Source organism: Paenibacillus sp. J31R109 (assembly GCF_059692055.1).
Genome location: NZ_JCAUAR010000016.1, coordinates 47831 through 64010 on the forward strand (window position 1 = coordinate 47831; position 16180 = coordinate 64010).

Here is a 16180-nt window from a genome sequence, read left to right on the forward strand (position 1 = left end):
CGGATTACCTATAGGAGGAACGTTGTATGGATGCATTAATGGCCGCCGCCGATGGCGAACGCGCCAAGAAGAAGGGAATCCGCAAGGCAATCGTTACTTTCGTTATTGCGATGGTGGCCTTGACGTTCTTTTCCAATACCCTGCTAGGTATATCGCTGGCTGAGGTTACCACGGAAAAGGCGCTCGCAGGCACATTGTCACATGAGGTCACAGGCTCGGGAACGGTGGAATCCGCAGAGACTGCTGATGTCTATGTGGAGACCAACTGGGCCGCAAGTGAGGTCGAAGTGAAGGTTGGGGATACGGTGAAGGCTGGCCAAGAGCTAGTGGTTTTTAAAACAAGAGAGACCGAAGACGCGCTACAAGATAATCAGGCGCGATATGCCCAGAAGCAGTTGAGCTTGGAGAAGCTTCAAGAAAATTATCAGGACACCTTCCGCAGCAATGATGAGAAGCAACTGCGCAGCATAGCCCGCGATATCGAAAGCACGCAGCTGGATATGCAAATTCTGGAGCGGCAGATCGCCAATCAACAGCGTCAGCTTAAAGAGTTTTCGCGGATGGCCGCACCTGTCAGTGGCATTGTCACAGCCGTCAACGCAGTGAAAGGAGCTCCTGTTCCTAGCGGGAAAGCGGCGGTGAGCATAGCGGATTTGTCCAAAGGTCAGCAGATGAAGGCTACCATTGACGACGCTAAGGCGTCTTATGTCACGGTGGGAGATAAGACGGAGCTCATTTTCTCAACGCTCAACAATGCTAGAATTTCCGCGCAAATCATCGATATTCGGGATGCAATAAGCCCCTCGGGTTCCAATCAGTCTAGCCAGTCTACGCAAAAAGGGAAGGAAATCACCTTCACGCTGAAGGATGATCGATTGAAAGGTGGGGAAACAGCTGAATTCGATATTGTAAAAAAAACAGCTTCACTTCGCTCGCTCCTGCCTAACGATGCGGTGCGAGAGGATGATCAAGGTACCTACGTTCTGCTCCTAAAAGAGAAGAAGGGTCCACTTGGTACAGAATACGTTGCGCAGCGGGCGAATGTACAGATCGGGGATGCGGATGATACGAAAACATCCATCGAGAATGGAATTACGCCTCTGGATAAAGTGATCGTGTCGAGCTCGAAGTCGATTTCGGATGGTGACCGCGTGCGTGCAAATGACTAACAGGGAGGAGGGAGGTTATGCAGCGTTCCCGATTGGCCGCATGGATGGTATTTGCCGGTGTGCTGTTGCTGCTGGCGAGCAGCGGATTCATCGCTTCTGTCGTAAGGGACTGGGAGCAGTCGAACGGCTCCTACGGGATGCAGCAGATCACGGTGAACGTGGATCCATCGGCTGCACGAGCAAGCCCAGTGGGTTTGTCCTTGAAAGAGGCGGAGCTTCTGACCAAAAAGTGGGCACCGCTGCCCATCGCTTATGCAGCGAGGGAGCAAACACGCGCCGTATATGGCGCTGCCCGGCTGAATGCCGACGTGTTCGGCGTGAATGGCGCCTACACGGATTTTAACGAGATGAAGCTGAAGGCAGGTGCTTCTTTCGCGCGAAACTCGGTGGAGGAACACAGCCGGGTCGCTATTGTGAGCGAAGCTGTTGCTCAGCAGCTCTTCCATGCCAATCAGGTCGTAGGAAAAACGATGGAGCTGTTTGGTGTTGCTTTTACGGTCATCGGGGTGATCGAGGAGGAAAGTTCACTGCTTCGGCACATGTCCGACGATGGCACTCCGAATGTGCTGATTCCCATCACGACGTTATTCGATATCCAGTCAGATACGAGCATTGAAACCTTGCAATTGGCTGGTAAGCCTAGCGCTGTTGCAGGGGGGGAAAGCCAAGTGAACGAGGTGCTCAATTCAATCGGTTACAGCCCTGGGCAATTCATAATCGTCAACCACGAGCTTGCTCATACACGAATGGCGCAATGGCGTTTGGTTCAATTGTTTGTATGCGGCATGCTTACGATCTACTTGTTCGTACGGTTAATTGCTCGACAGTTAACAATCATCCAAGGTGTTTTACGAAACAGATTGGCTAGAGATAACTGGATCGATGCCGTGATTCACGAACGATCAGCATTGCTCATTAGCACACTGGCTACACTCGGTATGACCGTCTGCATCACGGCCCTATGGAAGGGCATCCAGTTTCACCTCTACATTCCGTTGGAATGGGTGCCGGAGCAGATCATTGATCTGTCGTTTTATATGGAAAAGCTGCGCAACCTCTGGCAGCAGGAAGCAGCCCAGATGGGCTATGTCCCATCTCCGCAGGAATTGGTGATTGACGCCGCTAATCGGCTAACAGGCCGGTTGTTCCTAGGGGGCATGTTGTTCGGCTTGCCATTGCTCTTGCTTGGCATTCGGTTATGGGTGCTGGAACGAGTACCCGTGTATACCCAATTGCAACGCATATTCATGTATGTGCCTGTTGCAGCTGTCTTCATTTTTGCCATGGCCCAGTGGGCAGGATTATCTTACCGAATTGAGCTGCTGGACTATGCAGTACTAGGTGCTCTATGCACCGTGGCTATTATTTTTTGGAACCCATCTAAAGGAGTGGAATTTTCTTATGCGCAAAATGTCAGTTAAACAATCGGTCATCGCTTGCTCACTCGTTTCTATGTTATCCCTCACGGCTTGTTCGTCCAATACGACGACAACTACGGGGGATACAGGAAGTACATCCTCGCCAGCCCCAGGGAACAAAACAATTACACTATCTGTGATGACATCCGATCGTTTTCTCGAGCTAGCCAAACAGAAATACGAGGCTCTGCACCCCGACACCAAAATTAACATTAAAGAGTATGCAGCAGCACCTCAAACGGCGCCACAAGGCCAAGCACAAGGTCAAGGGCAGCAGCAGATGATGATTATGCAGAAGCCAGACCCAAAAAACACGGAGAAATACGCAAGTTCCGTAGGGGCTGAGCTCATGAGCGGTAAAGCCTCAGATATCATCGTGACGAGCGGGCTTCCGTATCAGAAATATGCCGATAAGAAGCTTTTGGAAAATATCAGCGACCTGATGAGTAAAGATGCTTCATTCAAAAAGGAGAACTATTACGCAGGTATTTTCGATGCGATGAAATATAACGGTTCCTTATATGCGGTTCCAATTAAAGTAGGATTAAATATGTGGCTCGGTAATCAGGCTGTGCTCAGCTCCCAAAAGATCGATGACAGCAAGTGGACTTGGGCGGATTTCAAGAAACAAGCGAGCGCGATGGTCGCAGATAAAAATAATGACGGTAAGCCAGATACGTATCCTATGGGCAAAATAGAGCCTGCCGAGCTCATCACGTCGATGCTCAATAGCAGCTTCTCAAAATTCGCCGATATCGGTGTGAAGAAAGCCAAGTTCGATACACCTGATTTTATTAACATGCTTAAGCTTGCGAAATCCATGTATGACGATAAGATCATTCTTGCGGATAATTCGGACCCGAACAATGTTATTTTCCAACCAAAAGGGAACATCCTGATGTACACCGATATGTATACGATGCCGAAAATGAATTGGGATGGCAAAGGCGGGTACTACAATCTGCCTTCAGAGAGCGAAGCCAAAGGAACTCAGTTTACTTCCTCCTTGCCGCTTGCGATTAACAGCAAATCTGCTAACAAGAAAGAAGCTTGGGAATTCGTGAAGTACTTGTTGTCCGATGAGATGCAATCGGCTCGAGAGTTGACGGGCATTGCGGTAAACAAGACGGGAGCGAAAGCGCAAATCGACTTCTTGAAAACGCTCGGAACTGGCGGCGAAGGCGGCGGCAAAACAATGAAGATTATGAATAATGGTAAATCAGCAACGGTTCAACCTGCGACAGAGCAGGATGTTGCGGCTATGGAGAAGATTTTGAACAATATTAGCGTATATGCAGAAAACGATCTAAAAATCACGAATATCGTTGCCGAAGAAACAGCACCGTTCTTCCAAGGTCAGAAATCCGCTGAAGAGGTTGCGAAGGTCATTCAGAATAAGGTGAACACGTACTTGCAGGAGTAACGCTAGTCAAGGAGGATGTATGCATCATGATGATTTCTCACCGTAAAATAATTCATTGGCTCCTGTTCCTCTTCCTCCTAAGCAGCGCAGATTCCCCCGTTTCGGCTTCGGCCGGAGCTGGGGTTGCTTCGTCTACATCCGCGGAGCCCCAGAAGGAGCAGGTTGTTGGCTCTACCTCGTTAGGAAAGGCTTCCATCAATGAGGACAGTTACATGGAAGTTCAAGATGTCATGCTATTGCCTGGCGATCAGGATGGGATGGTCACCTTTAAAGTCAATGTTCATAACGGCGGTGTGAGCGAGCTTTCTTTTAAAAATTATTGGGTACGCCTGCAGTCCAAGGCTGGCAGTACGTTTAAAGTCAACCAGTTAGCGCAGAGCGGCGATACGCATGGGATCGCACCTGGCACGAGTGAATCATATAGCCTCTATGCGAAAGTGAACGCGACAACCGAGCTTCAGGATCTCGTTTTTAAGCTCGTTGGGCTAGATTTCTCCGTTGCTGGCTATGAGCGTGTGATCGGTCAACTGACGCCGGCAAGTGATTACACCGTGGTGACGCCTGTGGGAGCGAAGCGTTCGGTTGGGATTGACGGTACGCCTTTCCATCTGAACATGAATCGCACGTCCATAAGTAGAAATGACGATTTCTATTTACCGTCCTTGTATGTTCAAATGGAGAATATAGGGACAGGCAGTATGAAGCTGCCAGATCTGAGCTATTTCATTCGTACTGCCCAGGGGCACATGTATCCGCTGCAAGCTGCAACGCTGGGGAAAGGGACGGATCTGCAACCTCTGGCTGAAAAAGAAGGACTTCTCAGCGGGTCTATTCCTAGGGAAGCGGGAGCGGAGGGGTGGCAGCTTGTCATCACGGAAACGACGACTGGAAGTGACGGCAAGGGCAGCTTGAAGCTGCCTGTCGCCTTTTTCGAAGTGCCGGAAGCTGTGGAAGTTGAGGTTTCGCTAGGTAACGATTACGAATTCTCCAACAAATCAGGCACCTATACCGCACGGTTGACATCCCTGCAGCGATTGCCGTGGGAAGATCAAGACATTTTGGCAGCGAATATCACGCTTACGAATAAAGGGAGTCAGGCACTGCCTATTCCAGATTTGAAGGGTTATTTTGAACTAGATGATGCGGTCAATATTGAAGCAAGTTTAATTCAGATAGACCGTGTGATCAGCCTCCAGCCCGGCAAAGAGATCAATTTACAATTGGCTGGGAAAATCCCGTATACGAGCGATTTCAAGGACTTAAATCTCGTCCTACAAGAGAAGGCTGCGGATAATCAAGTGAGTGATCTGCTCACCTTTCATCATAATAAAGAGCTGATGGGGATGAAGGTGATTCCTGCCTACGGGACGAGAACACTGACCGATATTGGGCAAAGCGCAGCGTATTCTGTTCGTTCTACGCAAACGTTCGCTGGCGAAGGCTCCGATCTGTTCACGGTGCAGCTGAGTGTCGCTAACTTGGAGAAGCGGTTCACGGATTTGCGCAAGCAAGTTGCGCAGTTTCAGGCGGAGGATGGGACGGTTTTCCCGGCTCGCATTTCAGAGATTAGCAATAAGGTCATTCCAGGTGGCAAAGCACTTGTCTATGTGTACGCAACCCTACCGAAAGGCTATAAAACAGCAGAGTTAAAGCTGATTCTTGGCGATGAAGTTACCTTCTCAGGTGTAGCTGAAGAGAATGGCTATGTCAACGCCGCTGTCTTTCAGTTGCCTGAAGAGATTGAAGAGCCGCAGCATGGCTTCGCAACATTAGACGTCTACCCGTATACGATTACGTTAAGTCATATCGGGACACAGATCGATTTTACAAAAGGAACGGTTATGCTGAATTTCGATTATGATCTAAAAAGGGATACCTTAGTGGAAACGAGCATGAAGGACCATTCCTTGATTGTTGAGCTGAGAGACGAATTGAGTGAGAGTGGTAAGGAAATTATCGTTAGTCAAACCTACGAGCTGGATGGGAAGGATCCGTCCAAATCTCTAGAAGTGGGCTTCCACGATGCCACAATCACGTACACGAACAAAGATACCATTTATAAGATTAGTGATATGAAAACGTATCAATTCAATGTCTACCACCAGTTCCAAAATGGACAGAAAAAGCTGCTAGCAACCAAAGAACTGGACTGGTTCATTTATACAGATTAAACTCAGCTATTTTTAAGCTAGCATTCATCTAATCCTTTTATACTAAAACTATGAGAGAGGTAGCGGGTACCAACTAGGAGGAAAGTCGATGAAAATACTCGTTGTGGAAGACGAGCTGCCGTTGCTGCAAACGATACGAACCTTGCTGGTAGAAGAAGGCTACCAAGTGGATGCGACTGCCTGCGGCGAAGAGGGCTGCTATTTGGCAGAGCAAGGTATCTATGATTTGTTGGTGCTCGATCGGATGCTGCCTGGGATGGATGGTGTCAAAATTGTTCATACCTTGCGGGCTAAGCAAGTTCTGACGCCAATCCTGTTCCTCACAGCAAGAGATAGTATTGAGGATATGGTGAAGGGACTCGATTCAGGTGCGGATGATTATATGACGAAGCCTTTTGGCGTACCGGAATTACTTGCCAGGGTGAGGGCTTTACTGCGTAGACGCGGGGGAATCGAGACCGAAGATCGTCTATCTTATGATCAGCTAGTACTGATAAGTAGAACGAAGGAAGTTGCGATTGCCGGAAGGCCTTTGGAGCTTACTTTGAAGGAATTTGAGCTGCTCGAATACTTGCTGCGAAATCGGGGTCAAATTCTGACTCGGGAGCAAATCTGTCTTCGTGTCTGGGGACTTGATTCCGATGTAGGGTCCAATGTCGTGGACGTGTATGTCTACTATTTGCGCAAAAAACTGAAACCGCTCGATTATGATCACATGATCCATACGATTCGGAATGTCGGGTATATTTTGAAGGAGAATGCTGTATGTTCAAAAAGACCCGAATTCGTCTAACGACGTTGAACGCGGTTATTTTCTTCGTCATCATTGTTGGTCTGGGCATCATCGTCTATACCGAACTACGCCATCAATTGTATGCCAATGTGGATGAATCGTTACAGCAGCGAGTTCAGCAGGATGCGCAGTTTTTCTATACGAAATCGCAAATCATGTCGCCTGATGAACCTGCGGAAGGCACGACCAAGAAGACGTTAATTCAAGTTCAGGGGATCGATCCGCGCGTGTTTGTGGTGCTATGGGATGATCAAGGAAATTCGTATCCGATCTTAAGCGGTGCTGCGATGCGGAAAGAGGTGAATGCCTTCAAGCCGTATCGATCGATTCCAGCACCTCAGACGGTGAGCCTCGATAATCATTCTTATCGCGTTCATGCTGTGCAGTATGAACAGCCGAAACTGATGAATTTCAAGGTGTTGACCGATATTTCCCAGGCGAAAGGATTAGACAGTATTACACCTACTTCACTTTTTAGCGAGGCGACGACCAAGATTGTAGCGATTCAAGCCATCAGCCTCATTGACTCTGAGCAAAATATGCTGAAGCAATTGTTTAAGCTTATTCTAATCGGGATCGTGGTTGGCGGCGCTATAACCGTGTTAGCAGGTATGTATCTAGCGAATCAAGCGCTGCGCCCGATCAAGGAATCCTGGGATAAACAGCAGCAATTTGTGGCAGATGCCTCGCATGAGCTGCGCATGCCGTTATCCATTATTCGAGCGAATGTAGAGCTCGCGTTTCGGCATCCGGATCGATCGATCCTGCATATGAGTGAACCGCTGTCTGTCGTGCTAGAGGAGTCGAAGCGGATGGGCCGCTTAACGGAACAGCTGCTGACGCTGGCCAGAGCGGATTCCAATCAAGAGGAAATTATGCTCAAGCCTTTGCAACTATCGGAGATTATTCACGAAGTCGTGCAAAAGTTCGAACCGTTAGCGGAGTTGAAGGGGCAGAAGCTGGAGACGGACGTCGAGAGCGGGATTGAGCTGATAGGGGATGTGGAACGCATCCACCAGCTACTGGTGATTCTGCTAGACAACAGTATGAAATTCACCCCCGCGGATGGCACGATTCGTGTCATTGCTCGCAAGCGAGGGCATGACGTTGAATTAGTCGTCGAGGACACGGGAGTCGGCATTGCGGCAGAGGATCTGCCGCATATCTTCGACCGTTTCTACCACGGCGACAAGTCGCGGACGCGCAGCAGCAGCAGCACGGGTGGCACGGGCCTAGGCCTCGCGATCGCGAACTGGATCGTGACGAAGCACGGCGGCGAGATTACACCGGCCAGTGCGCTGGGGCAGGGGACGAAGATGGTGCTGCGGTTCCCGGTGCGGAAGGGGTAGGGGGACGCGACTCTGAATACATACACCCTGACATAGTGTTGTCAGGGTGTATCGTTTATTATAGGGATATAAGCAAAACTACCGTAATTAGATGGGAGATATCACGATGAAGGTACTCACGAACCGTGAATTAAATCGTGCGCTGCTGGCAAGGCAAATGCTGCTTACCCGTGTGAAGCTTCCTGTCTTGGAGACTATCGAAAGACTGGTTGGGATGCAGGCGCAATCCCCGAACGCCCCTTACTTTAGTTTGTGGTCGCGAATAGACGCGTTTCGTCATGAAGAACTGTCTGAGCTTTTGCGGAGTAAGCAGGTTGTCCGCATGGCGCTAATGCGATCGACATTGCACTTGGCTTCTGCTAATGACGCCCTGCATCTGCGGCCGTTACTGCAGCCTGTTATGGATCGCAGCTTGAAGGGAGCCTTCGGCAAGCAGCTTCATGGCATAGACCAAGAAACACTTGCTGCAGCAGGAAGATCGTGGGTCGAGAAGGAGCCAATGACTTTGAACGAATTGGGCATAAGGCTATCCGAACAATGGTCAGGGCTCGACCCAGAGGCTGCCGTGGGATTGGTTCGGAATAAGGTACCGTTAGTGCAACTGCCACCGAGAGGCATCTGGGGGGAAAGCGGACAAGCGGTACATACGTCCATTGAAGCATGGCTCGGCCAACCGCTGTCCTCTTCGTTAGAGCCAGAATGGCTCATTCGTAGATATCTAGCCGCATTCGGACCGGCTACCGTCAAGGATATCCAGATGTGGTCAGGACTTACTCGTATACTTGAAGTGATAAAAAACCTTCGTCCACAGCTAATCAGCTTCCAAAATGGACGAGGCGAAGAATTATTCGATCTGCCGGATGCACCTCGACCTGCTGACGATACACCTTCCGCACCACGCTTCCTCGGCGAGTTCGATAATATGCTGCTCTCATATGCGGATCGCAGCCGGATTATGGACGAGACGTACCGCAAACGTGTTTTCACGGTGAATGGCATCATCCGGGCAACTATTCTCGTAGACGGCTTCGTAACGGGAACTTGGAAGCTGATCAGCAAGCGGGATCATACTGTTTTGCATATAGAACCATTCCGGGTGCTTTCGAAACAAGAGCAAGATGCTCTGTTTGAGGAGGGGGCTCGAATGCTTCAATTCGCAGCTGCGAATTCGTCTACCTCTGAAATTATTTTTTCGAGTATCGTGTAATTTAAGTAAATACCCCTTCTCAAGACGAGGGGGTTTATGCTACACTCAACATGTCTGACAACCTGATAAGTTAACGAAAGAAAGTGGGGCTTCTCATGAAGGTTTCCTTATTTATTACGTGTTTAAGTGATGCATTATATCCAAAGGTTGGCGAAGCGATTGCACGTCTACTAGGGCATTACGGTGTTCTACTCGAATTGCCGAAGGTGCAAACCTGCTGTGGGCAGCCTGCCTATAACAGCGGTTACTGGGATGAAGCGAGAGCAACTGCGAAGACCATTCTTACCGCATTTGAGGACAGTGATTTTGTGATTTCGCCTTCGGGCTCTTGCACGTATATGATTCATCACTACGCGAATTTGTTTAAGGATGAGCCGGAGTGGATGGAGAAAGCCACACAGCTTCAGAATAAAACGTACGAATTTACACAGTTCCTAGTTAATGTTCTCGATATTAAGGACATGGGTGCTGTATTTCCACATAAAGTCACCTATCATCCGTCCTGCCACGGAAGCAGGCTGCTCGGCGTGAAGGAAGAGCCGCTTGCGCTGCTGCAAGGCGTCAAAGATTTGGAGTTGGTTCCGCTGCCTTTTGCCGAGGACTGCTGTGGATTCGGAGGGACGTTCTCTGTGAAAATGGCGGATATTTCCGGTGCTATGGTGCAGGAGAAAGTAGACCACGTGAAGGAAACCGAGGCTGAGGTATTGGTTGGGTTGGATTTGGCCTGCTTGATGAATATTGCAGGGAATTTGCGTTATCGCAACGAGCCGGTGAGAGTGATGCATTTGGCTGAGCTGCTATATGAAGGAGTGAAGCACGCATGAGCCACACAGCTACGGGGAAAGCGACAACGGTTAAGGAACGGGCAGATATCGCGCTGAACGATGAATTTCTGCGCAAAGCGGTTAAGTTTACGACGGAGCGGCTACGCGGCGGGAAGCTGAAAGCAGCGGCTGATCACGGAAACTGGGACGATTGGCGTGAGCGCGGCAGGCAGATTCGTCTGCATACCATTGCGCATTTGGATTATTACTTAACGACGTTTGCGAACAATGCGCGAGCGAACGGGGTTCATGTGCATTTTGCCGATACCGATGCCCACGCGGTCAAAATTTCCCTGGAAATCGCCGCAGCCAAACAGGCCAAATCGGTTGTGAAATCCAAGTCGATGGTGACCGAGGAGCTGCACTTGAATAAAGCGCTGGCCTCTATTAACGTTGAAGCGATCGAGACCGATCTAGGCGAATACATCATTCAGCTGGCGGATGAAACGCCATCGCATATTATCATTCCAGCTATTCATAAAAATAGATATCAAATCGCTGAGCTCTTATCGAAGGATGCAGGGGAGACGTTGGCCCCGGATACGACAATTCTGGCTGGCTATGTGCGCAAGAAACTAAGAGAGAAATTCCTGGAAGCTGACATCGGGATGACGGGCTGTAACTTTGCCATTGCGGAGAGCGGATCGATGGTCCTTTTTGAAAATGAAGGCAACGCCCGCATGGTCACGACGGTGCCCAAGACGCAAATTACGTTGATGGGGATGGAGCGGATTATCCCTACTTGGTCAGACCTCGAGGTCATGGCAACGTTGCTTCCTCGTTCAGCTACAGGTCAGAAACTGACCGTGTACATGTCCGGCATCACAGGTCCGAGAAGAGACGCAGATGCCGATGGGCCGGAAGAGATGCACATCATCATCGTGGACAACGGTCGCTCGCAGCAACTTGGCGATCCGGAGTTCCAAGAGCTGCTGAACTGCATCCGCTGCGGCGCATGCTTGAACGCGTGCCCGGTGTACCGCCATATCGGCGGTCATGCCTACGGGGGCACGTACAGCGGACCAATCGGCGCTGTGCTCACGCCAGCGCTCAAGAAAAATGTGGCGGAATGGGACGACATCGCCAATGCTTCAAGTCTTTGCGGCGCCTGCTATGAAGCATGCCCCGTGAAGATTCCATTGCACGATATGCTGGTGTCGCTGCGCAGGCGTAAGGTCGAAGCCGGCCATGGCGATAAAGTCGAGGCGGCGGGGATGAAGGGCTTTGCAGCGTTGATGGGCAACTCGAAGCGAATGAGCGCCGTGCTCAAGCTAGGCAGAATCGGCCAGAAGCTGGTCGTTCGCGACGGCGGCATCCGCCTGAAGGTTGGACCGCTCAAAGGCTGGAACAGCTATCGCGTAACACCGAGTCTGCCGAAGGCATCCTTCCGCGAAGGCTGGAAAACACTGGAGCAAGAGATTCGCCATGGACTTACGGAGACCGATCCGGCGATTCAAGCCAAGTTGGCTGAGGCATTGGCAGCGCGGAGCAAAAAGGGAGGACATCATCATGGGTAAACGAGACATAACGCCAGAGTGGCAGGAGAAGCTGCAAGTTCTGGATCAGCAATCGCTGGCCGAGCAGGAACGTTTTATCCAAGGCATCGCCAACAAGCTAGGGCGTGCTAGAGTGACGGAGAAACCGGCGCATCCTTTCCAAGGCGCTTCGGATAGCTGGAAAGCGTTCAACTGGTCCCCAGAAGAACGTGTCGAGAACTTCACAGCGAACTTCCATGCCGCAGGCGGATACGTAGTTAGGGTTCCATCGATGGATGAAGCCAAAGCTAAAATCCAAGAACTCGTCAACACGTTAAGTGTCAAACGTGTGATTCACCAGGATCAAGCCGAGCTGCATGCGCTTGAGCTAAGCGAATCGCTTCCAGAGGTTGACTTCTCGGTATGGAATACCGATGAAGGCACCAACTGGAAGGCCAGTGCAGCGAATGCCGATCTGGGCATCGTGATGGCGGACCATGCCGCGGCTTACACCGGATCGCTAACTGTGTTATCATCGAAAGAGAAGGGCCGATCGGTGAGCCTGCTCCCTACGGCTTTGATCGTCCTGCTGCCGATTGAACGATTGCGAACGAGACTAGGCGAGATACTCGCCCCACTCGATCAGATAGCAAGACAAGATTTGCCTGCCGGCATCCACTTCATCTCGGGTCCAAGCCGCTCGGCGGATATTGAGAACGATTTGACAATTGGTGTTCACGGTCCAGGGATTGTGCACGTGCTACTTATCGGATAGAAGAGGTACTCCTATGGAAGTTACGAAGCTGCAGAAACAGAATCACTATGATGAGATCGCTCAGCAGATCAAAGAGATGATTGTGCAGGGACAATTGAAAATGGGGGATAAGCTCCCTTCCACCAAGGAGCTGTCCGAGCGCTTCGGCGTCGGACGCTCCACGATGCGGGAAGCGCTCAGCGCCTTGAAGGCGATGGGTCTCATTGAGATTCGACAGGGGGGAGCAAGCCGCGTCATTCGCGATGCGCCCTCCGAGGTGACGCTCCCCGAGTGGACGTCGCTTCGCATGAATCGGACCACGCTTCTTGAGCTCATGGAAGTGCGGCAATCGTTGGAGATTTCGATTGCATCCATTGCTGCACGGAAACGAACGCCTGAGGACTTAGCCCAGCTGCAGCGCATTATGCAAGACATGGGGAGTTCGGTAGGCAATGATGCGGAAGGGGAAAGAACGGACCTCGGATTCCATCAGCTGCTCGTTCAAGCGACGCATAATAGCATTATGGAGCAAACGTTTGAGTCCATCCGCAACGCCATGGAAATGATGATTCGCGATATCCGCCGTGCGGAGCTTTATGCGAATCAGGAAGTAGCGGTCAAGCTGCTGAAGGAACATAAGGTGATTTATGAAGCGATCGTCAGCGGAGATCCCGTGCTGGCCTCTGCGGCGATGCGCGAGCATTTGGAGCATGTCGAAAGTATTTTGATTAAATATATATGAATACCCAGAGGGGCTTCCCACAACTCAATGAGGTGAGGGGGAAGGCCTTCTCTTTGTGCATCTGTCAAAATCATACACGACATGCGACAAGAATATACACGCCCCCTCTGCCCACAATTCATTACAATGAAGGCAGTAAGGAACAACTTGAACATGAAGAGAGGGGATCTTCAATATGAAGAAATCAATAACGGCTGGCATGGCCCTGCTGACTTGTGCAGCATTAATCACAGGTTGTTCATCAGGCAGCAAAACGGCGACAAGCAGCCCTAACGAAAGTGCAGCTGCCCAAACCGCTAAGGCGCAAGCTCCTGTGACGATTAATTATTTTACATGGGAAGAAAAGCCAGGATACAAAGAGAAGGTTGAAGCTTTCCAGAAGAAATACCCGAACATTAAAGTTGATACCAAAGTGCTTGTTCCCAATGACTCTGCGGAAACGATTAAGAAATTGGATGTTCTCATTGCCGCAGGCGAGAAAGTGGATGTATTTAAGCTCGCGAATATCGAGCAGGTCACGCAGCGTGCAGCGAACGGCGCAATTGCTCCTTTGGACGAGTTTTTTAAGAAGAACAATGTAAAACCAGATGAAGAGTATCATGCCACTCCGAAATACAAGGATCACTATTATGGTGTTATGGATGCCCTTACATTCTGGTTTGTAGCTTTGAACAAGAAGCATTTGGATGAAGCGGGCCTAAGTGTGCCGAAGATGGGCTGGACCTGGGATGATTTCCGTGACTATGCGAAAAAGCTGACCAAGGGTCCGCGCGCTGGTGCTTATTTCCATACATTTGGCGAATATGCGAATCCAACGGCCTTTAGCGAACGTGTAAATCCCTACGTAACCGCTAGTTTGGCGCCGAACTACAATGATCCATCGTTTAAGTCATTTTTCGAATTCAGACGCGCGCTGGAAAAAGAGGATAAATCCGTAAAGCCGATGGCAGACGTCGTGGCATCCAAATATAACAGTGTCCAAGAGTTCCTGAACGGGAATGCGAGTATGCAGTTCGTCGGCAGTTTTATCTTAGCTAACGCGTTGGATGTTACGAAGTATCCGCATGATTTCCAAACGGTTTTCGCCCCAATGCCTAGAGCATCGAAGGATTCAGAGCTGGGCAATACCATTATGGGTGGCGAGTACATGGCCATTGGTGAGAAGTCCGAGAATAAAGAGGCGGCATTCACGTTCGTTCGCTATATGACGTCGGAAGCAGGCGGTACGAAGGAAGGTCTTCAAGGGTGGAAGAAAGGCGATGGGAAAACGGTTATTGCTAAGATTGTTGGTGATAAGAAGAATCTCATCGATGAGCAATCACTTTTTGACACGGTATATGATAAAAATGTGAAGACAAAGGCAGATTCAGGCATCAGCATCTCATACGGTGCTCAGTTGAAGAAAGATGTGACAGAGAAGCTGTTCTCGAAATATATGTTAGATAATGCCCCATTCGATCAGATCCAGAAGGAAATGATGGCAGAGGCAGAAAAGATTGCAAAGCAGAATACAAAATAGTGTATGTAAGGGGAGAGTACTCGATACTCTCTCTTTTTTTACGTTGGGGGGTGAGCGCGATGCTTACCCCTCTATTTCTCATTAAGCATCTCTATCCGAGCAGAGAACTGCAAAAATACATCCTTTTTAGGAGAATAGACCGTTTATTTGAGAATTGCTGCGAAAATACATCTTTTTTTAACGAAACTCAATAAAAAGGAGGAAATGGCTGGAAAAAGATGCATATTCGCATCTTTCCTAATAGACCGAGACTTCTCTAGTGGAAAAAGATGCAAATTCGCATCTCTTTTAGATTCTGACTCTCCGAGGTCGGCACAGCCGTGTTTTATATGGTCAAAATTATACACACAAGACGTCAAAATCTGAAAAAAGATGCTGTCGTCCAACTTATATACTTGATTTATAAGAACAAGGGATGGAGTGAGCAGGATGAAAGGGAAGTATTGGACGAACCGCAGGAGAGAAGTGCTGGTAGGGTATGCATTTGCGACACCGGAGTTTCTAGGCATCTTGATGCTAGGTGTGTTTCCGCTCGTATTCTCCTTATATTTGAGCTTTTGCGAATGGAATTTAGTCGGTGGGTTCTCTGCCATTAAATTCGTAGGGCTGCAGAATTATATCGAGATGTTCCAGGATGATAAATTTTATTTGGCTGTTAAAAATAATTTGATCTACACCTTATTTACGGTGCCTCTAGGCATGCTGATTGCGCTTTTATTCGCTATTCTCATTCATTCACGCGTCTTTCTCAAAGATTACTTTAAGGTTAGTTTTTTTATCCCCTACATCTCAACAACGGTTGCCGTCGCTGCGGTATGGGGAGCTCTGCTGCATCCGTTTAAAGGGCCAGTTAATCAATTTCTAATCTCCATAGGCATGACCAATCCACCAAAATGGCTGGCTGACAGTTCATTCTCGCTATACAGCATTATCATCATCGCGATCTGGGTATCGATCGGCTACAAAATCATTATTTATTTAGCAGGGTTAACGAATATCCCGGCGGATTTATATGAAGCGGCAGATATCGATGGTGCCTCGCGAATCAAGCAATTCTGGACCATCACATTGCCTCTGCTGAGTCCTACTTTATTTTTTCTCAGTATCACGTTAATCATCTCCTCCTTTAAAGTATTTGACCTCATTAAATTTCTCACAGATGGGGGTCCTAATGATTCATCGCTAGTGCTTGTTTATTACTTGTACGAAGAAGGGTTCCTACACTTTAGAATGGGCTATGCCTCTGCGCTATCCTGGGCGTTGTTCCTGATTATCACACTCCTGACTTCCTTCACATGGGCAGCTCAGAATCGTAAAATACATTATTAATTGGAGG

Annotated in this window: 13 protein-coding genes; all 13 read left to right on the plus strand. The window is 49.3% G+C overall.

What is annotated here, in order from left to right; translation table 11 throughout:
* The first annotated feature begins 26 nt into the window (after window positions 1-26).
* The 13 genes from AC58QT_RS28370 to AC58QT_RS28430 all read left to right on the plus strand — a co-directional run bounded on the left by AC58QT_RS28370 (window position 27) and on the right by AC58QT_RS28430 (window position 16173).
* Complete coding sequence (locus AC58QT_RS28370) at window positions 27-1169, plus strand: efflux RND transporter periplasmic adaptor subunit (RefSeq protein WP_497411915.1); 1143 nt, start codon at window positions 27-29, stop codon at window positions 1167-1169.
* Window positions 1170-1186: 17 nt separating this feature from the next.
* Window positions 1187-2590, plus strand: coding sequence for an ABC transporter permease (locus AC58QT_RS28375; RefSeq protein WP_497411916.1), 1404 nt, complete (start codon window positions 1187-1189; stop codon window positions 2588-2590).
* Entirely contained in the window at window positions 2571-4010 is a 1440-nt protein-coding gene (locus AC58QT_RS28380; protein ID WP_497411917.1) for an ABC transporter substrate-binding protein, read from the plus strand. Before AC58QT_RS28375 ends, AC58QT_RS28380 begins: the two co-directional genes overlap by 20 nt.
* A 26-nt stretch (window positions 4011-4036) precedes the next feature.
* Window positions 4037-6181, plus strand: a complete 2145-nt coding sequence (locus tag AC58QT_RS28385; protein WP_497411918.1) for a hypothetical protein — start codon at window positions 4037-4039, stop codon at window positions 6179-6181.
* An 88-nt stretch (window positions 6182-6269) separates the two neighbouring features.
* Window positions 6270-6974 (plus strand): response regulator transcription factor, encoded by a 705-nt coding sequence (locus AC58QT_RS28390; RefSeq protein ID WP_497411919.1) that lies wholly within the window; start codon window positions 6270-6272, stop codon window positions 6972-6974.
* Window positions 6947-8323 (plus strand): sensor histidine kinase, encoded by a 1377-nt coding sequence (locus AC58QT_RS28395; protein ID WP_497411920.1) that lies wholly within the window; start codon window positions 6947-6949, stop codon window positions 8321-8323. Before AC58QT_RS28390 ends, AC58QT_RS28395 begins: the two co-directional genes overlap by 28 nt.
* Before the next feature lie 106 nt (window positions 8324-8429).
* Window positions 8430-9530, plus strand: coding sequence for a winged helix DNA-binding domain-containing protein (locus tag AC58QT_RS28400; RefSeq protein ID WP_497411921.1), 1101 nt, complete (start codon window positions 8430-8432; stop codon window positions 9528-9530).
* A 95-nt stretch (window positions 9531-9625) separates the two neighbouring features.
* Window positions 9626-10354 (plus strand): (Fe-S)-binding protein, encoded by a 729-nt coding sequence (locus AC58QT_RS28405; RefSeq protein WP_310499508.1) that lies wholly within the window; start codon window positions 9626-9628, stop codon window positions 10352-10354.
* Window positions 10351-11871, plus strand: coding sequence for a LutB/LldF family L-lactate oxidation iron-sulfur protein (locus AC58QT_RS28410; RefSeq protein ID WP_497411922.1), 1521 nt, complete (start codon window positions 10351-10353; stop codon window positions 11869-11871). Before AC58QT_RS28405 ends, AC58QT_RS28410 begins: the two co-directional genes overlap by 4 nt.
* Window positions 11864-12604 carry a LutC/YkgG family protein gene (locus AC58QT_RS28415; RefSeq protein WP_497411923.1) on the plus strand — a complete coding sequence of 247 codons (741 nt, stop codon included), beginning with the start codon at window positions 11864-11866 and terminating at the stop codon, window positions 12602-12604. The genes AC58QT_RS28410 and AC58QT_RS28415 overlap by 8 nt, the downstream gene beginning before the upstream one ends.
* A 13-nt stretch (window positions 12605-12617) precedes the next feature.
* A complete protein-coding gene (locus AC58QT_RS28420) occupies window positions 12618-13325 on the plus strand; it encodes a FadR/GntR family transcriptional regulator (RefSeq protein WP_310499505.1) in 708 nt (235 codons plus the stop codon).
* A 175-nt stretch (window positions 13326-13500) separates the two neighbouring features.
* Window positions 13501-14844, plus strand: coding sequence for an ABC transporter substrate-binding protein (locus AC58QT_RS28425; RefSeq protein ID WP_497411924.1), 1344 nt, complete (start codon window positions 13501-13503; stop codon window positions 14842-14844).
* A gap of 429 nt (window positions 14845-15273) precedes the next feature.
* Window positions 15274-16173 carry a carbohydrate ABC transporter permease gene (locus AC58QT_RS28430; RefSeq protein WP_497411925.1) on the plus strand — a complete coding sequence of 300 codons (900 nt, stop codon included), beginning with the start codon at window positions 15274-15276 and terminating at the stop codon, window positions 16171-16173.
* The last annotated feature ends 7 nt before the right edge of the window (window positions 16174-16180 follow it).